At 71.9% G+C, this 18,489-nt stretch carries 12 protein-coding genes; 7 read left to right on the top strand and 5 right to left on the bottom strand.

The features are described 5' to 3' along the window. Window position 1 precedes the first annotated feature (1 nt). The 4 genes from ACIBX3_RS42860 to ACIBX3_RS42845 all read left to right on the top strand — a co-directional run bounded on the left by ACIBX3_RS42860 (window position 2) and on the right by ACIBX3_RS42845 (window position 6,128). Complete coding sequence (locus ACIBX3_RS42860) at window positions 2-4,504, top strand: RHS repeat-associated core domain-containing protein (RefSeq protein ID WP_397126343.1); 4,503 nt, start codon at window positions 2-4, stop codon at window positions 4,502-4,504. 7 nt (window positions 4,505-4,511) lie between these two features. Further along, on the top strand, window positions 4,512-4,961 hold the full coding sequence (locus tag ACIBX3_RS42855) for a hypothetical protein (protein ID WP_397126342.1): 450 nt from the start codon (window positions 4,512-4,514) through the stop codon (window positions 4,959-4,961). 57 nt (window positions 4,962-5,018) lie between these two features. Beyond that, window positions 5,019-5,570, top strand: coding sequence for a hypothetical protein (locus tag ACIBX3_RS42850; protein WP_397126341.1), 552 nt, complete (start codon window positions 5,019-5,021; stop codon window positions 5,568-5,570). An 87-nt stretch (window positions 5,571-5,657) separates the two neighbouring features. Continuing rightward, on the top strand, window positions 5,658-6,128 hold the full coding sequence (locus tag ACIBX3_RS42845; protein WP_397126340.1) for a hypothetical protein: 471 nt from the start codon (window positions 5,658-5,660) through the stop codon (window positions 6,126-6,128). A 4-nt stretch (window positions 6,129-6,132) separates the two neighbouring features. On the opposite strand, the gene ACIBX3_RS42840 is transcribed toward ACIBX3_RS42845, so the two are convergent. After that, window positions 6,133-10,296, bottom strand: a complete 4,164-nt coding sequence (locus tag ACIBX3_RS42840; RefSeq protein WP_397126339.1) for an FtsK/SpoIIIE domain-containing protein — start codon at window positions 10,294-10,296, stop codon at window positions 6,133-6,135. A 187-nt stretch (window positions 10,297-10,483) separates the two neighbouring features. On the opposite strand from ACIBX3_RS42840, the gene ACIBX3_RS42835 reads away from it, so the two are divergent. The 3 genes from ACIBX3_RS42835 (at window position 10,484) to ACIBX3_RS42825 (ending at window position 12,645) form a co-directional block, all read left to right on the top strand. After that, window positions 10,484-10,981, top strand: a complete 498-nt coding sequence (locus tag ACIBX3_RS42835) for a sigma-70 family RNA polymerase sigma factor (RefSeq protein WP_397126338.1) — start codon at window positions 10,484-10,486, stop codon at window positions 10,979-10,981. A gap of 40 nt (window positions 10,982-11,021) precedes the next feature. Continuing rightward, entirely contained in the window at window positions 11,022-11,717 is a 696-nt protein-coding gene (locus ACIBX3_RS42830; protein ID WP_397126337.1) for an anti-sigma factor family protein, read from the top strand. 73 nt (window positions 11,718-11,790) lie between these two features. After that, on the top strand, window positions 11,791-12,645 hold the full coding sequence (locus tag ACIBX3_RS42825; RefSeq protein WP_397126336.1) for a PHP domain-containing protein: 855 nt from the start codon (window positions 11,791-11,793) through the stop codon (window positions 12,643-12,645). On the opposite strand, the gene ACIBX3_RS42820 is transcribed toward ACIBX3_RS42825, so the two are convergent. From ACIBX3_RS42820 to ACIBX3_RS42805, 4 genes are read right to left on the bottom strand one after another with little or no spacing between them, the layout of a single operon-like run. After that, complete coding sequence (locus ACIBX3_RS42820; RefSeq protein WP_397126335.1) at window positions 12,631-14,901, bottom strand: hypothetical protein; 2,271 nt, start codon at window positions 14,899-14,901, stop codon at window positions 12,631-12,633. The two genes, ACIBX3_RS42825 and ACIBX3_RS42820, sit on opposite strands and share 15 nt — an antisense overlap. Continuing rightward, the gene (locus tag ACIBX3_RS42815; protein ID WP_397126334.1) at window positions 14,898-16,604 is read right to left on the bottom strand and encodes an ABC transporter permease subunit; all 1,707 of its coding nucleotides are present in this window, start codon (window positions 16,602-16,604) and stop codon (window positions 14,898-14,900) included. The genes ACIBX3_RS42820 and ACIBX3_RS42815 overlap by 4 nt, the downstream gene beginning before the upstream one ends. Continuing rightward, complete coding sequence (locus ACIBX3_RS42810; RefSeq protein WP_397126333.1) at window positions 16,601-17,827, bottom strand: hypothetical protein; 1,227 nt, start codon at window positions 17,825-17,827, stop codon at window positions 16,601-16,603. Before ACIBX3_RS42810 ends, ACIBX3_RS42815 begins: the two co-directional genes overlap by 4 nt. After that, the gene (locus ACIBX3_RS42805; RefSeq protein WP_397126332.1) at window positions 17,811-18,416 is read right to left on the bottom strand and encodes an ATP-binding cassette domain-containing protein; all 606 of its coding nucleotides are present in this window, start codon (window positions 18,414-18,416) and stop codon (window positions 17,811-17,813) included. Before ACIBX3_RS42805 ends, ACIBX3_RS42810 begins: the two co-directional genes overlap by 17 nt. Between the last annotated feature and the right edge of the window lie 73 nt (window positions 18,417-18,489).

Below are 18,489 nucleotides of genomic sequence, written 5' to 3'. Positions count from 1 at the left end.
CGTGCCGGGCGGATGGGAGGTGCTCGGCCTGCCCGGCGACCCCGCGCCCGGGGATCCGGGCCAGGTCCGGGGGCTCGCCGGCCGGCTGCTCGAGGAGGCGCGGCTGGCCGAGGACAACACGGCCAAACTGAGCGCGGTGTCCGGGAACAGCTCGGCACTGCGGATGCGCGGGGACTACGCCGCCCCGTACGCCGAGGCGCTGGGCGAGCTGCCCGGCGAGCTGGCCAAGCTGGGCAAGGCGTACCGGGGCGCCGGGAACGCGCTGATGACGTACGCCGGAAGCCTGGAGCAGGCCCGGGCGCAGGCCGGCGCGGCGCTGCGCCAGGGTCGGACGGCCGACACGCAATACCAGGGCGCGCTACGCGAGGTGCGGGCGCAGCTCCCCGGCGCGGGCGGGGTACGCAGCCTGGCGGAGGCGGAAGCGGCCGTCCGCGCCGCGGAGCCGGCCGTGCGGGCGGCGGTGCGGCCGGCCGTGGAACGTGCCCGCAACGCCGAGGCCGACCGGGCACGGGCACGCCGGATCGCCGACGAGGCGACCCGGCTGCGCGGGGACGCCGAATCGCGGGCCGTACGGGAGATCGAGCAGGCGCTCGACGGCAGCGGCATCAGGAACAAGTCGTTCCTGCAGCAGGCGTGGGACGTGATCTCGACGCCGTTCCGGTCCTGGGACGACTTCGTGGCGTTCGCCGGCAAGGTCGCGCTGGTGGCCGGGCTGGTGGTGCTGGTGATCGGCACCGGCGGGCTGGCCGGGGCGATCCTGGCCGGGGTGGCGGTGGCGGCCGGGGCGGTGGTGCTGGGCGACGCGCTCAACAAGTACCGGCAGGGCCGGGGATCGTTGGGCGAGGTGGGGCTGGCCGCGCTCGGGATCATCCCAGGCGGAAAGAGCCTCGGCCTGCTCGCCCAGGGCGCCAAGGCGGTGGGGAGGCTGCGTGGCGCGGCCGCCGCGGTCCGCGCCGGCGGCGGCACGCTGCTGGGGTCGGCAGCGAAGATCCCCGCGGGCGCGATGTCGATCCGCTCGGCGATCCAGGCAGGCGGAACGCACGCCGGAGCGGCCGCGGCCGCGGCCTGGCAGCGGGGCCGCCAGTTCTTCAGCAAGGACCCGGTGCACTTCCCGACCGGCATCGTGCTGCTCGCGCAGACCGACGTGGACCTGCCCGGCGTGCTGCCGTTACGGCTGGAACGCACCCACCTGTCCAATCACCGCACCGGCCGCTGGTTCGGCCGTTCCTGGGCCTCGACCCTGGATCAGCGCATCGAGGTGGACGCCGAGGGAGTGTGCCTGGCCACGGCCACCGGCACCCTGCTGTCCTTCCCCCATCCGGAGCCTGACCGGTCGGCCCACCCCGACGACGGCCCCCGCCTGGCGCTGCGCCCAGCCGGAGACGGCTACACGGTCTCCGACCCGCACACCGGCCACACCACCCACTTCGCCAGGCAGGACGGAGACGTGCTGCCCATCGCGGCGATCACCGGCCGCAATGGTGACCGCGTCGACTTCCACTACACCGACGGCCTGCTCACCGAGGTGACCCACTCCGGTGGTTACCACCTGGACATCGAGACCCACCAGGGCCGCGTCGTGGAGATCCGCCTGCGCGGCGCCGGCCAGACCGTCGTCTCCTACGCCTACGACGAGTCCGGCGACCTGACCGAGGTGACCAACTCCTCCGGCCTGCCGCTGCGCTTCACGTACGACGACGAAGGCCGGATGACCCGCTGGCAGGACCGCATCGGCACCTGGTACGCGTACACGTACGACCAGGAAGGCCGCTGCGTCTATGGCACCGGCACGGACGGGATCTTCAACACCGAGATCAGCTACGGGGAGGGCGTCACCACGGCCCGCGACTCCCTGGGCCACGCCACCACCTACCACTACAACGACCGCCTCCAGGTCGTCACCGAGAGCAACCCCCTGGGCCACGTAACCCGCTACCGGTGGGACTCCCAGGACCGCCTGCTGGCCCACACCGACCCGCTGGGCGGAACCACCAACTACGCCTACGACGATGCCGGGGCCCTGCTGTCGATCATCCGCCCCGACGGCACAGAACGCCGCCTCACCCGGAACGCGCTGCATCTCCCCGAAACCGTCACCGACTACGACGGCGCCGCATGGACTCTGGCCTACGACGCGCGCGGCAACCTCACCTCCGACCCGGCCGCCACGTACGCGTACGACGATCGCGGCCACCTGACGTCGATCACCGACGCTCTCGGCCACACGCGGACCATCGAGAACGACGCCGCAGGTCTGCCCATCGCGATCACCGACCCACTGGGCGCGACGACCCGCTACGATCGCGACCCGTTCGGCCGGGTCACGGCCGTCACCGACCCGCTCGGCAACACGACCCGCTTCGCCTGGACCGTCGAGGGCGAACCGGCCGCCCGCACGCTGCCGACCGGCGCCACCGAACGCTGGATCTACGACGCCGAGAACAACCTCATCGAGCACGTCGACGCCCTCGGCCAGTCCACCCGCACCGAGATCGGCCCGTTCGACCTCCCGATCTCCCAGACCACCCCGGACGGGGCGCGCCTGGAGTTCGCCTATGACACCGAGCTCAGGCTCACCACCGTCACCAACCCTCAGGGCCTGACCTGGCAGTACACGTACGATCCCGCGGGCAACCTCACGACGGAGACCGACTTCAACCGCCGCGTCCTGACCTACGTCCACGACGCGGCGGGAAACGTCACCGAACGCGTCAACGGCGCGGGCCAGTCCACCACGTTCCTCTATGACGTGCTGGGCCAGCTCATCGTCCAGCACTCCGGTGACCGCGTCGCCACATTCGCCTATGACGAGCTCGGCCGCCTCGTCCGCGCCGCGAACCCCGACGCCGTTCTCGGCATCACCCGCGACGCGCTGGGCCGGATCACCGCCGAGACGTGCAACGGCCGCGCCGTCACGTCGGCCTACGACGCCCTCGGACGGAGAACGCACCGCCGTACCCCGTCCGGTGCCGAGACCAGGTGGGACTACGACGCCGGCAACCGGCCGCTGGCCGTCCACACGGCAGGCCAGACGATTCACTTCGACTACGATCCCGCCGGCAGGGAGATATCCCGAAATTTCGGTACGGATGTCTGGCTGACCCACCGCTGGGACCCGGACTCCCGCCTCCAGACCCAGACCCTGGCCAAGGGACCGGGCGGCCCCGTGATCCAGAGTCGCGCGTACGGCTACCGCGCCGACGGCTACGTCACGAAGATCGACGACCTCCTCTCCGGCCGCCGCCGCTTCGAGCTGGACTCCCTCGGCCGGGCCACCGGGGTGCGGGGCTCGAACTGGTCGGAGCAGTACACGTACAACACCTCCGGCCAGGTCACCGACGCCCTCTGGCCGACCCTGGAAGACTCTCATGGACCGCGGGCGTACACCGGCACCATGATCCGCCAGGCGGGCCGTACCCGCTATGAGTACGACCGCCAGGGGCGTATGGTCCTCCGCCAGAAGAAGGGCCTGTCGTCGAAACCCCGCACCTGGCACTACAGCTGGGACGCCGACGACCGCCTGATCGGCGTCGTCACCCCGGACGGCACGGCCTGGCGCTACCTGTACGACCCGCTCGGCCGCCGCATCGCCAAGGAGCGCGTCGGCGGCACGGGGCGCGTCGACTTCGCGTGGGACGGCCTCACACTCGCCGAACAGACCAGCGGGGACCGCACGACGACCTGGGACTGGGAGCCAGGCACCTTCCGCCCGCTGAGCCAGACCGAGCGCCGTGCCGTCTCCCAGGAGGAGATCGACGAGCGGTTCTACGCCATCGCCACGGATCTGATCGGCACGCCGGCGGAGCTCGTCGATCCCGACGGCGAGCTGGCATGGAGATCCCGGCAGTCGTTCTGGGGCGCCTCGGCGCAACCCGGCGCGACCAGCCTGGAATGCTCACTTCGTTTCCCGGGCCAGTACGCGGACGAGGAATCCGGGCTGCACTACAACCTTTTCCGCCACTACGACCCGGACTCCGGCCACTATTCGGCCGCCGACCCGATCGGGCTGACCGGCGGCTGGAACCCGCACGCGTATGTACGCAACGCCACGACCTGGTCGGATCCCCTCGGGCTCGCCGCCTGTTCGACCGGCACGCCGAAAGGGCTGACCGCAGGCACGCCTCCGTCGGTCGTCAGGAACGGCCTGCAACCTCACGAGCTGGTCCAGGCCAGAGAGATCGTGGACTTCCGCGGCGGGCGGTTCGTCGGGGCGTCACCCAGCCAGCCGGGCATCGACGGCTGGCTGGACGGAGCCCCTGTCAGCCTGAAGGCGTACTCTGGGACGTCACCCGCAGGGGTGCTCAGGCACGCGAGCCTGGCGGAGAGCTCGGCGAGCAAGGCGGGCTTCTCCGGTGTGGATCTGTACGTCGATGCGAAGAACGTACCGGGGGCGACAATGATCGATTTCGGTGTCAACGGACCCTTGGCGCAGATACCGCGCCAAGGGACCATCAGCAGCATCTACGTCAACTCAGCCGATGGCTGGATCGTGTTTCCGGGGTGACTGAGGCATGGCCATAGAGGTCGGAGTCGTTTGCCCGAAGCGGCCGGATCCGGAACCGCTCGCGCTCATGACCGGGTTCGCCATGCGAACGATCCTCGGCGTGTCGAACATCGAGGTCCACCTCGTGGAAGAGGAGGACGCCTGGACGTTCCACTGGGGCGGCGCGGGGCACGCCGTCGCCTTCCTGGTGCCGCCCCGCATGCACGAGTTCGCGGGTCAGTGGTTCGTGTCGTTCCAGCCGGGCGCCCGGGGCGAGCCCGTGCCGACCCTGCTCGTGGTGGTGCTGGCCGTGTGCGCCGCGCTGCTGACCGGCGGCACGATCCTCGACGAGGCCCACCAGTTCGACCGTCCGGACCTCAGCCCGGACGCGGTGCTGGGCCCCGCCCTCCGGGCGTCGCCCCTGCCATCGGAGGCGGCCCTCCACCTGCTGAGAACCGGTCGGCTCGACGCTATGTGAACTGGATGACAGCGTGCACGGACGCCGCCTTCCATGGCTGTCGGTGAAGGAAGTGACATGTTCGACGTCATTCGGTACCGGACCAGGCTGGACGAGCTGGTGGCCAGGCATCTGCCAGCCTTCGAGGAGCGGTTCGGGTACCCGCCGGGCGAGAACGTCGTCGTCGCGGCCTCTCCGGGCGAGAGCGCGGCCACGCTGGAACCGGAGTTCGGACCGCGCGTCCCCGCCGACGTTGGCGCCTTTTTCGACGTCATCGCACAGGTGAGCCTGCCCGACTTCTGGAACGGCTATTTCCTCGGCCCGCCTTCGTGGATCGCCGGCCTGCATCGGGCGCGCGAGCCCCAGACCGTCAAAACCGGGGCCGGCGAGCAGGAGGTCCTCGTCTTCGGCTCGGACGGCGGCGGCACGATGTACGCCGTCCCGCTCCCGGAGGGCCGCCCCGTGTACAAGCTGCCGTCGGGCGAGCTCCGCGACGGCTGCTACCGGCATCCGCTCGGGACCGCGGATTCCCCTCCGATCATCGCTGATGACCTGGAGGAGTTCCTGACCGTCCTCGCCGACGGTCTGGAGAGCCATGTCGCGAACGGGTCACCGGGGCCCTTCAGCTGAAATTTCCGCTCATAGGCGACTCGGGACCGGTCCCGGGCGTGTCGTGCCAGTCTGAGCCGACCGCCGAGCCAAGGTACGGAAGACACGATGAGCTGGAAGCCTTGCGCACTGATGTTGGCCGCCGCGCTGATCCTCACGGGATGTGGCGATGACGAGCCGGACGTGTCCGCGGCGACGAAGCCCGAGACGCACACCCCGAGCGCCGAGCCCACGGCGTCGAGCTCTCCCTCTCCGTCCCCCACGTCATCGCCGTCTCCGACGAGATCGGTGCGGCCCAAGGCCGCGGACGGCCGGAACCTCGGCGCCTGCAAGGACGGGGAATGCGAGGTCGAGGTCAAGACGGGGGACATGATCCGGCTCGGCAACCGGGTCAAGGCCAAGCCCAGGGTCGACTGGCTGGCCGTAGTGGACATCTCCCGCGATGGCCCCACCTTCGCGCTGTCCTCGGGCATGACCACGACCGCCTACGGCGGGATCGAGATCAACGGCGGGCTCAGCGTCGACACGGTCTACGCCAATGGGAAGCGGGCGATAGTCCGCCTCTCACGGATCTCCTGAGCGGCTACAGGGACGCGATCTGGATCAGATCCAGGCGCCGCGACGTGGCCAGGTACGCGCGCCCCGGCGGTCCCGCGAAGAACTGGTCGGGCTCCAGATTGACGCCGTGTTCCCGGGCGTTCACCCGGTTCGCGGGCGTGAGGAGGAGCCGGGTGCCGGTGCGGAGGATCTCGGTGACCTCGGCGGACAACGAGCGGCGGCGGCCCTCCAGGAGCGGGGTGGCGTCGCCGGCCATGATCAGCGCGCGGCGGCCCAGGCCGGCGGGGGCGAGGATGTCCTGCAGGAGTGTGGGCAGGGTGTCGAAGCCCTGCTCTCTGGGGGTGATCGTGAGCTGGTCGAAGTCGTCCACGACCACGGCGTGACGGGTGCCCTCGAAGGCCGCGGCCGCCTCCCGGAGGTCGGCGTCGGTGAACGACGTGCCCGCCAGCGTACGGGCGCCGGGCAATGAGCGGGTGAGCGGCGACCGGGGCGGGGCGATGGCCAGGACGTCCACCCCGGCGCGGAGCAGCCCGGTGGCCATGACGAGGGCGGCGTTGCTGCGGCCCGATCCCGGCGGCCCCGAGACCAGCACCAGGTGCGGCCCCGTCTCGAAGAGGTCCAGGCCGATGGGCAGCACGTCGGGCCCACCGACCCCGATGGGGATGCCGTCCGCGTCGCCGGTCTCGGGCAACGGGACGGTGGTGGGCAGCGGCGGGAACGGCTTCGGGAGTCGTTCCCCGGGAACCGCCGTCACCTGCTCCGGCGGTACGCAGATCTGGACGTGCAACCCGGTGGCCGCCTCGATCGCCCGCCCGGGCAGCACGGGCGGCGACACCATCCCCGACGACAGGTACGCCCGCCGCGTCTCCTCCCGGGGAAAAGGCAGGAAGAGCCGCTGCGAGAAGAGATCCGGCGTCTTCCCCCGGAGCATGTCATGCCCCCCGACCGCCACCACGTGGATGCCGACCGGCGGCCCACCGGCCACGATCCCGCGCACGGTGACCAGCAGCGGCGTCTCCACGAAGTCAGGGTTACCGCGATCCTCGAAGTACTCCCACCCGTCAATGACCAGCACGATCACGGGATCCCCTGTGCCCCGCGACAACCGCCGCCGCTCCACCTCGCCCGCCAGCCACGTCACCATCCGCCGGATCCGATCCGGCTCCCCGGCCCCGGCCACCGCCCCGCAGTGCGGCTGCGACGCGTACGCCGCCGGCCCGCGCGGCTGGTTCTCGATCACGTACACCCACACCCGGGAGGGCGAGCACCGCGCCGCCAGACTGGAGACCAAGGTGCGGACGAACGTGGTCCGCCCCGACTGCGGCCCGCCGGCCACCATGAGCCGCTCGGTCCCGCCCAGATCCAGCGCCATCGCGGGTTGCGCCTGGTTGGCGGGATCGTCCGCCAGCCCGTACGGCACCCCGTCCACGGCCACCACTGAGGCCAGGGGCAGCGCAGCGGGCAGCGGCGGCAGCAGAGGACGGAACGGCGGCTCGCTCGGCAGCCGCCGCGCCGCGTCCAGCACGGCCGCGATGGCCAGGTCCTGGTCGGTACGCCCTCGCGCCGGGGACGACGGCGCCTCGGGACGCGGCAGCCCGAGCGCGGTCCAGGGCAGCACCCGGGCCGTGGCGGGGGCGGCACCGGCCGGGGGCGGATCGCCCAGGTAACCGGTCTGGAAGAGCTGAGGCGTGCGCTGCTCCCCGCCCACGCGCATGATCATGCCCCGGCCGCGCTGCCGGGACGGGATGGCGGCGGCGTCCGGCACGCCGAGGACTTCGGTGCTGTCGGAGGGTTCGTTCTGCCGCAGCGTGATGCGCAGGGAGATGTTGTTCTTCAGCTCGGGCGACAGTTTGCCCTGCAACGACTGGGTGGCCAGCACCAGGTGCATGCCGAGCGAGCGGCCCTTGGCGGCCACGTTCACCAGCTCGCGCAGGAAGTCCGGCGAGGACTCCAGCACCCGCGCGAACTCGTCGAACACCATGACGAGCCGGGGGAGCCGCCCGCCGGCGTCCCAATAGGCGTCGATCTCGCCGCCGTAGCGCGCCAGGATGGCCTCCCTGCGGCGGACCTCGGCGCGTACGGAAGCCAGCACGCGCCGCGCGGCGCTCTCGTCGAACACGTCGGCGGCCGTGTCGCCGGTGGAGCGGATCAGCCCCACCACGTGCGGGCAGTGCTCGAACGGCAGGAACGCGCTGCCGCCCTTGAAGTCGACCAGCACCAGGTTCAGCTCGTCCGGCCGGTTGGCCAGCAGCAACGAGGTGACGAGCGTCTGCAGCAGGATGCTCTTGCCCGCTCCCGTGGCCCCGCCCAGCATCGTGTGCGGGCCGTCGGCCGCGAGGTCCACGGTGACGGGGCCGGAGCCGTCGGCGCCGATGGCGACTCTGGTGGTAGGCCGGGGGTCGGCACTCCAGCGGCTCAGGACGAGGCCGGCGTCGGGCACGCCGAGCCCGAGCACGTCCAGCAGGCGCACCGCCGAGGGGATCACGGCCTCCGCCCGGGCCAGCGTGAGCCGGTCGCGCATGGGCGCCACCGCGCGGGCGATGCGCTCGGCGGCCTGCTCCCCGAGGCTCTCCGGCTGCACCGACACCGGCAGGCCCTGGCGGCCGCGGGTGAGCAGCATGCCGGTGCCGTCGAGCTCGCAGACGCCGCGGCACTCGTTCAGGCTGCGCTGGTCGGCGCAGATCACGTACACGCCGACTGACGGGCCCTCCCTGAGCACCTCCTTCATTCCTGGAATGTCGCGTAACGCCCGCGCCCCGTCGAGGACGACGACCACCTCTTCGGAGAAGCGGCGCTCGCGGAGCTCGAGCCGCTCGGTGACGAGGTTCTTCAGCTCCTCGATCCGCTCCGTCCGGGTCTCGGGCGTGTTGCCCACCAGGCACGGGATCGGCGACCCGTCCGGGCACAGGTGCGGCAGCCAGCGCGCCCACGCCAGGTGCTCCCCTCCGGACGCGGTGATCAGCACCAGGCGCAGCTCGTCCGGCGCGCGCAACGTGCCGAGCTGTACCAGCAGCCAGCGCAGCAGCGCGTCGACCGGCTCGGGCGGTCCGATGACGCCGAGCACGCCGATCTCCCGGAGATCCACCGTCACGGGAACCCCGCGCAGCATCGGCTCGGAGAACCCCGGCCACGGCTCCCCGTCCAGCTGGATCGTGGCCGGTTCGTCCGCGACCCCCACCCGCAGCGTCAGCCCGTCGGGGGAGTCGGCGTTGCGCGGCCACAGCCCCGGGCCCTCGTGCGTGGCGGCGAACGTGAGATCCACCTCGTCGGGCGCGACGAGGTGCCGCAACCATTGTTCGTGTACGACGTGCCGGCGGATCCGCTCCAGGGTCTCCCGCTTGCGCTCCTCGAACTCGCGTTCTTTCTTCCTGCGCTGCCGTCCCTCGACCCACTGCGTAGCGAAGAAGGTAATCGGCGTCAATATTCCGAAGAGCAGAAAATATGCACTTTTCAACAAGATCGCCATGGCGATGGAAATCGGCAGCGGCAGCAGCGACGAAAGCAGCGCCACCGCGATATTGCGAGGCGGGCTCTCATTTCTGGGCAGGGCGAGCCTGGCGCCTGGGACCGCGGGAGCGGGAGAGAACGCCCGGTCGAAGTCGATGCGCCCGTCCCTGGCCCGCGTGGTCCGCAGCCGCGACGGCGGCAGCGGCGCCCACCGCAGCCGGTTGTCGCCCACCTGCAGGACGCCGTCGGGACGCAGCGCGGCCGGCTCCCGCACGGGTAACTCGTCCACCAGCGTGCCGTTGCGCGAGCCCAGGTCGACGACCGTGGCCTCGCCGGTCCACGACACGTCGAGCCGGGCGTGCCGCCTGGACACCCGCTGGTCGCGCAGGAGACCGATGTCGGTCCACTCCCGGCCGATGACGTGGCTGCCGGGGCTCAGCCAGATCACCCGGCCCGTGTCGGGTCCCGCGAACACGCGGATCGCGCCCGCCGCGGCGAGCGGCCGCCAGGGCTGGACCCGCTCCGGCTCGCCCACGCTGATCGTCGCCCCAGGCACGATCGGGCTGCCGGCCACGGCGGCCTCGGGGTCGAGCTTGGCGGTGCCGACGAAGCACTGTCGTCCCTTGACCGCGATGGGCAGGGCCCGCAGCAGCGAGCCGATCGTCGTCTCCGGCTCCGCCGTCACCTCGACATCGAGCTCAGCGGCGGCCGCGGGATCGCGGATGGTGGTCCTGATGATCATAATCCCCTCTCCAGGGGACTAGGCCTGATTTATCAATTAGATCTAGCTGTACGATGAGGGCGAATTACCCGGTCGTGGGCCCTCGTCGCTGGCTAGAGTAATAAATCCCATCTCAGCGCGATATTTCATGATATCCGCAGCGCGAGGAGCCCGTGCCCCCGTGAATCGCCGCGTAACGGATGAAGCCATGGTCCGAGCCCTCTACCGCGAATACGGCGCCCCCCTGATGGCCTTCGCCATCCGGCTGACGGGCGGCGACCGGCGCTGGGCCGAGGACGTCGTGCAGGAGACCCTGGTACGCGCCTGGCGCAACCTCCACGAGCTCCGCACCGACTCCGGCTCGCTCATGCCATGGCTGGCGACCGTCGCGCGCCGCGTGGTCATCGACGACCGCCGCCGCACCGGCACCCGCCCTCTGGACACCGTCGAGGAGATCCCCGAACGCGTGCAGCCCACGCCCGCCGAGGACGAGCGGCTGCTGCGCGAGATCGTGGTGACGGACGCGATGCTCTCGCTCTCCCCGGCCCATCGCCAGGTTCTCACCGAGACGTTCCTGCTGGACCGCACCGTCCAGGAGGCGGCGGAGACGATCGGCGTGCCCGTCGGCACGGTGAAGTCCCGCGTGTACTACGCCATGCGCGCATTACGCGTCGCATTGGAGGAAAGGGGGGTGATGCTGCCGTGACGGAGGGGCATCACATTAGTGAAAGGGGGGTGGTGCAGCCATGACCGAGGTGCATCACGAAGACGTGGCCGCCTACGCGCTCGGCCTGCTCGACGCGCAGGAGCGCGCGGTGTTCGAGCGCCACCTCGCCGGCTGCGCCAGCTGCGCCGGTGAGGTCGGGATGTTCGCCGAGATGGGGCAGCTGATCAGGAGCGTGCACCCGGACGACCTCCTGCCGAACCCGCCGGACCCGCAGGTCGAGTCCCTGCTGGTACGCCGGGCCGCCGCCGAGCGCCGGCGCCGGCGCTTCAACCGCACGATCATGAGCGCCGCCGCCTGCGTGCTGGTGGCGGCCGGCGTCTTCCTGGCCGTCAACTCGGTCACCGGCGGACCCAACCCGGACAGCATCCACGGCCCGGCCCGGCATCTGCTCATGACCGGCAAGACCTACTCCGCCACGGACACCGCCACGGGCACGTCCGCCGTCATCGGCCTGGAGGACAAGGGTTGGGGGACCCACGTCGCGCTGGAGCTGAAGGGCGTCAAGGGACCGCTGCAGTGCCGCCTGCTCGCGATCGGCGACGACGGCCGCTCCGAGGTCGTGGCCAGCTGGGGTGTCCCCGACAAGGGGTACGGCGTGCCCGGTTCGCCCGACCCCCTGGTGCTGCACGGCGGCACCAGCCTTCCCGAGGACGACCTCAACCACTTCACGGTCGAGACCTTCGACGGCAGAACGCTGGCGACCATCGCCATGTGACAGGCCGCCCCGCGACAGGCCGCGTTCAGCGGCCTGTCGCGGGTGACAAGGTCCGCGCCTACGATCGGGAACGATGCGTATCGACCTGCACAGCCACAGCAGCGCCTCCGACGGCACACAGCCTCCGGCCGACGTGGTGCGCCGGGCCCGCGAGCGCGGCCTGGACGTGCTCGCGCTGACCGACCACGACACCGTCGCCGGGCACTCCGCGGCCATCGAGGCGCTGCCCGGAGGGCTGACACTCGTGCCCGGCATGGAGCTGTCCTGCCGGCGTGCCGGGCAGAGCATCCACCTGCTCGCCTACCTCTTCGATCCCGCGGAGCCCGAGCTGGAGGCCGAGTGCGTGCGCATCAGGGAGGCGCGCGAGCTGCGCGGGCGGCTGACCGTCGAGCGGCTGGCCGAGCTCGGTGTGCCGGTCACCTGGGAGCAGGTGTCCGAGCTGGCCGCGGGCGGGCCGGTGGGGCGGCCGCACATCGCCCGCGCCATGGTGGCCGCCGGGGCGATCGCCACGCCGGAGCTGGCGTTCACGCCGGAGTGGATCGGGTCGGGCGGTCGCGCGTACGTGACCCGCTACGCGCTGAACCCCGAGCGGGCGGTACGCCTGGTTCGAGCGGCAGGCGGGGTGCCGGTGCTGGCCCATCCGAAGGCGGCCAAGCGCGGCAAGGTCGTGCCGGACGAGTGGATCGCCGAGCTGGCGGCGGCCGGGCTGTTCGGGGTCGAGGCCGATCACCTGGACCACGACGCGGACGCCCGCGCGCACCTCCGCCGGCTGGCCGCCGAGCTCGGGCTGACGGTGACCGGGTCCAGCGACGACCACGGCGAGCTGACCGGGCACCGGCTGGGCTGCGAGACGACGGCGGCGGAGGTCTACGAGCGCCTGATCGCCGAGGCGACCGGTGCCACACCGATCATGTCACAGAGCCCGTAGATACTCCCGAAGCTTGAGCACCTGCAGCCGCTCCGCGATCTCGTCCCAGGGAGCGAGCGCCGCCAGCCCGGCCTCCCGGTGCGCGGCGGAGTTCTCGGGCCGCAGCCTGGCCAGGTGCAGGTGCGCCAGCGCGGTGCTGACCCCGGCCGGAGGGAGCCCGTCCAGCGCGTCGTCCAGCAGCGCCGCCACCTCCTCGGGCCGGTGCCCAGGATCCTCCAGCATGGCCCCGGCCCGCTGCACGAGACACCGCGCGCGCCCGATTTCGTCGGCGCTCTCCGCATAGAGCAACTCGGCGTGCCGCAGGTGGGCGGCCGCGTCGAAGCTCTGGCCGAGGTAGAAGTCCGCGAGCGCGAGCAGTTCCTCCGCGTGCGCCTCCGCGCCGCGGTCGCCGGTTCGTTGCGCATTCTCCAGGGACTCGAAGAGCACGGCGCGTGCTTGGCGGTACAACTGACGGGCCTCGGGGCCCCAGCCACCGTGATCAAGCTGCTGCCCATTGCGCATGAGCAGCGCGGCGATGTTGTTCCCCTGCAGCGCATGGCCCGCCGCGTCTCCCCGGGGCAGCGCCTGGCCGTAGTGGACGAGCGCGGCCTCGATGGCGGTGAACTGGTCGCCGCCGGCCAGCAGGATGGCCGCGTGCTCCAGGTGCAGCTCCGGGGGCCAGGACTCCACCTTGACCCGTAGCTGGGCCGCCTTGGCGAAGTGCTCCCTGGCCTTGCGCGGGTCGCCGGAGGTGAGCAGGATCGCGCACTGGCGTAGCTCGGCGGTGGCCTGCACGTTCTCGTCGCCGAGCGCCTCGGCTGCCCTGGCCAGCGCCTGCGCCGCCCGCAGCCGGTCCTCGTGCCGCTGTTCGAGCCGGAACCAGTACTCGAGCGCGTCGGCGATGCGGCCGAGCGCGCGGCTGGTCTTGAGCACAGGGTCCGGGCGTGCCAGGACCTGCAGCAGCACCTGATCCTCGATCGCGAACCAGGTGCGGGCCTCGTCGGCGGGCAGCTGGGTGGCGTACGTGTCGGCCTGCTCGGCGAAGTGCCCCACCAGCCGCCGCCAGGCGGCGGCCTCGCTCGGCGTGCTCCGCGCCCCGGCGCCGCGGGTCACGTTCGTCACCCGGACCCGGGTCATCCGCACGTTCTCCACGAGGCCGAGCTCGGCCAGCTCGTCGATCGTGTCCTTGGCGGAGGGCAGGCCCAGCAGGGCGGCGGCGGCCCGATGGTCGACCTCGGCGATGGGCAGCCCGGTCAGCAGGATGAGCAGTTGCTTGGCCGTCGGCCTGAGCTGCTTGACGCTCAGGTTGAGCACGAAGCCGAGCTTCTCGCCGATCGGCAGCCTGTTGAGGTCGTCGACCAGGGTTCTCAACGAGATCATCGGGTTGCGGGCGAGCCAGCGGCCGATTCTGACGATCTCCGACGGGCTGCCCCCGGACGCCTCGACCAGCAGTCCCACGGCCTCCCGGCCGCGGTCGGCACGCTCGTCGCCGATGTGGCCGGCCAGCAGTTCCCGCCCGGCGTCCGGGGCGAGCGGGCCGAGCACGACGGGCTTGACATGCGGCGGCAGCTCGCCCGAGACCGTGCCTGCGATCAGGATGTACGCGCCGGGCACCCAGGACGGCAACCAGGCGACCTGCCTCCACTCGCTGACGTTGTCGAGCAGGAGCACCCGCTTGGTGCGGGTGAGCGCGTCGATCACGTGCGAGGTCGCGTCCGCCGCCTCCTGGATGGCGCCGGGCGGCCGGTCGAGCGTGCGCAGCACGCGCTGGGCGACGCTCAGAGGCGGCTCCACGCGGTTCCGGTCGGGACCGCGGACGTCGGCGTACCGCTGCTTGTTGGCGTCGTCGGCCAACTCCCACGTGGCGTGGATCGCCACCGAGGATGTGCCCATCCCGATGGGGCCTTGGACCACGGCCAGGCCGCTTTCCCTCGCCCGATCCACGACCTGCTTGATCTCGGTTTCCCGGCCGATGAGGTCGCCGCGTGCGGCGGGGACGGGCAGGCGGCCGGGCAGCGGCAGGGGAGCGGGCTCGCGACGGCGGCGAAAGACGCGGACGAGCCAGCCGGCCGCGAAGGGCAGGGGGAAGGCCAGGCCGGCGAGCAGCCACAGCGGGACGCCCTCAACCAGGTCCTCGATCACCTTTTGCTGGAGAACGAGGGTGATTCCGCCTCCCATGGCCAGCCCGCCCAGCCCTTCGGGCAAGTGCGCCTTGGCCCGCCGGTAGAACCGCGACAGCCGGAACCGTAACCGGTCCCGGCGCGAGATGTCCGTCATCGCCGGACCCCTCGCGTCAGTCCGCGGTACAGCCAGCGGGCGGTCAGGGTGACCACGGCCATGGGCACCGCGGTCGCGATCACCGACTGTGCCGCCAGCGTGCCCACGGAGCTGGTGAAGTGGCGGGACTGCTCCAGCACGATCAGCGGCAGGTGGTCGCCCGACGGCCAGTTGAGCAGCAGCCCGACGACCGCGTCGTTCCACACCAGCACGAACGCGAGCACGCCGGCCAGCACCACGGCCGGGCGCGCCTCGCGTACCACGTGGACCAGCTCCCACCGGTGCCGCGCCAGCATGGGCGTCGCCACCCGGGTGAAGGCGCTGTGCAGCACGAGTACAGCCAGCGGGATCACCAGCGCGGCGTGCACGATGGCCAGCGCGGAGGTGGTGCCGACGACGGGGCTGAGCCAGCGCTGCAGCGGCACGGCGAACGCCTGCGGAGGCAGAGCCGCCAGCGCCACCGCGACCAGGAGCGCCGGCCGCCAGGCGCGGCGCGGCAGCAGGTGCTCGTGGGCCAGTACGTACGCGGCCGGGACGGCGGCCAGCAGCACCAGCCCGACGACCACGGCCGCCCGCAGGAAGGTGGTGCCCAGAGCGGCCACGAAACCCGTGTCGGCGAGGACCTGCCCGTACGAGGCGAGGCTCCACGGGCCGCCGCTCCACCACCCGGACAGCGTCGCGGCGATCGGGTCGCGCACCGAGGTGAGCACCAGCACCGCGAACGGCAGCAGCCACAGCACCGACACGACCCCGCACACCAGCCGGGTCCGCCGGCTCGGAGCCGGGGGCCGCGTGAGTGTCCGGGTGGAAGGCTCGGCCCAGCTCACGCGCCCGCGCAGCCCGGCGAGCGACGGCAGCGCCAGCACCGCCACCAGCGTGGACAGCACCACCGCTAGCGCGGCCGCACGCGAGGTGCCCAGGTCGCCGTGGTGCCGCCACCAGAACAGCCCGCCGCCCTCGACCTCGGCCTGCATCGACCCCGGCGCGCCCATCAGCACGAGGTCGAACACGCGGGCCGCCGCCACCAGCGCGAACAGGTACGCCAGCGCCGTCGGCCCGGCCAGCGCGGGGATCACGATGGACCACAGCCTGCGCGCCCGGCTGATGCCGAAGGCCCTGGCCATCCGCAGCAGGTTGGTCGGCAACCGGGCCAGCGCCTCGTGGAAGACCAGGAACGCGACCCCTGCCCACTGCCATACGAACGCCGATCCCAGCACCAGCCAGATCCAGACCGGCCCGAGGAAGGCCACGTCGGCGCCGAGGACGGCGCTGAAGAGGCCGCGCCGCTGGTTGGTGTCGTAAAGCAGGCGGAAGATCGCGCCTGTGGTGAGCGGGGAGACCGCGGCGGGCAGCACCAGCACCAAGCGCAGGATCCGCAGTGAGACCGGGCCCGCGTTCCTGGCCAGCCAGGCCACGCCGAATCCTGTCGCGCACACGACCACGGCCAGCACCAGCCAGATGAGCGAGTTGCCCAGTGCCTGGAGGACCTGGACGTCGCGCAGCACGTCGTAGGCGGCGAATCCTTCGGCAAAGCTGATGATCACGGTGGCGCAGAGCGGGGCCAGGATGACGCCCGCCGACAGCAGCACGGCGAGCAGCAGGTAGACGGACGCGCGCCAGCGGCCGAGGCCGTGCCTGACCACGGGGATGCGGGCGTCGTGGTACGGCACCACCTCGAACAGGAAGGCGTTTTCCCCGCTCATAAGGAACCCTCCCGGCTCCCCGCGACGAGCTTCTCGCGGGCGTCGTTCGCGGCCTTCACCGGATCGGCCCGGCCGACGACCACGTCGGAGAACAACTCGGTGAGCACGCGCCACAGCCCGCGCCCGTCGCCGCCCTCCAGGCTGCCGATGAGCCGGTCAGACAGATCGTAATGGCCGTTCACGGCGTCGTTCAGCTCCTTGGCCGGGCCGCGGAGCAACGCGTTGGACGGCAGCGTGAACGGCGTCAGGAAGCCGCCGTCGCCGATCCACTGCGTCAGCGCGTCCCGCTCGTCCTGCCTTCGCGGCCTGGTCAGCCAGTTGATGAACTCGATCGCATCGGCCCGCCCATCGCGCATCGCCACCGCCACGTCCCCGCCGACGACCAGCGGCGGCGCGTTGTCCCGCCATCGCGGGAAGCGGAAGTGGCCGGCGACTCCCCGGCCGGCGTAGTGGTCGATGACCGGCAGGGCGAAGTCGGGAGCCGCCACCAGGTCGGCGGTGCGGTAGACGAAGACGTCGAGCACGGAGTCGTGGAACTGCATGGTGAGCGCGCGCCTCCCCTGGTCGGGGTCGAACGCTTCGCGCCAGATCGTGGCCAGCAGTTCCAGCGCCTCCTCGGTCCGTGCAACGCCCCACCAGGCCGGGTTCCCCGGCTCGCCCGTGGCGGGGAAGATCCCGTTGTACACCTCGGGGGCATAGGCGAGCAGGACATTCTCGAACCAGTCGCTGAGCATCCACCCGTCGGCCGCCCCGATCGCGAGCGTGCCGCGGGCGGGCCGCCAGGTGTCCAGGTCCTCGGGCGGCTGCGCGAACTCCCCGGCACGGTGCCAGACGAGCGACTTGTGTGCGATCTTGAACCAGGCGCCGAGTTCCTCGCGCCCTCTGTGCGTGGTCACGAGCCGGCGCCAGAAAGGGGGCTGCTCGTGGCCGCCGGTCCACGGCCTGATGCGGCGCCGGACCACCGGGTCGAAGAGCAGGCCGAGCCGGGGGATCACCGCCACGTCGGGGATGACCTCCTCGGCCGGGCCGCGGAGCAGGGCCGCGATGTTGTCACCTGCCGAATAGACGCTGACCGGCCTGCCGTACTCCTTGACCACGTCCAGGAAGCGCCGGAGCTCGTCGCCGCTCCAGACCACCGCCACCCGCAGCGGCCGGTCCCGCCCGCAGCCGGCAAGGGCCACGGCCGGGATCGCGGCCAGTACCCCCCTACGGCTGAGCGACATGGGCGACCTCCCAGAAGCGCGAAGGCGAGGCGAGGCTGGCCACCCTGGTCCTGTCGTCGGTCACGACCAGCACGGCCAGGCCGGGATCGGCGCGCAGCGCCGCGCTCACGGCCGCGTGACAGGGCCCGTAACCGGTGCGGTCCTCGACCACCATGACCTTGGGAGGCGTGTGCCTGCACAACGCCCGGGCCAGGGCGGCGTACAGCCGCTCGTCGTGGGCCAGCTCGTGCGGACGGGACCGCAGGAAGCCCTGGATGTCCATCCGCCGGGCCATGAACGTGATCCGGCCGTGGACGAACGACGGCGCCAGGTTGTCGCCGCGAGCGGCCAGCGTGAGATTCTGCTCGACCGTCAGATGCGGCAGCAGCCCGGCGCCCGCCGGGACCAGACCGACCTCGCGCTCGGCCGGCAGCCGCATGGTGATCTCCTCGCCGCCGACACAGATCCGGCCGCCGACCGGCATCTCCAGGCCGAGCAGCAGGTCGGCGAACGCGTCGGCCTCAACGGAGTCGGCGGCCACCACCACAGCGGCGTGCCCCGGGGCGAGTGTCAGCGGGTCGGGCGACAGGCCGCGCCGGACGCCGTGCATTTCCCACGTGAGGCCAGCGAGCTCTAGAAGTGGTGCGTCCACAGACCCAATCCCGGATGTCCGTCCCCGTTCC

This window comes from Nonomuraea sp. NPDC049480 (genome assembly GCF_044465905.1).
Classification (GTDB): Bacteria; Actinomycetota; Actinomycetes; order Streptosporangiales; family Streptosporangiaceae; genus Nonomuraea.
The sequence above is the reverse complement of the archived record's forward strand: the minus strand, read 5'-3'. Positions and strand labels throughout refer to the sequence as shown.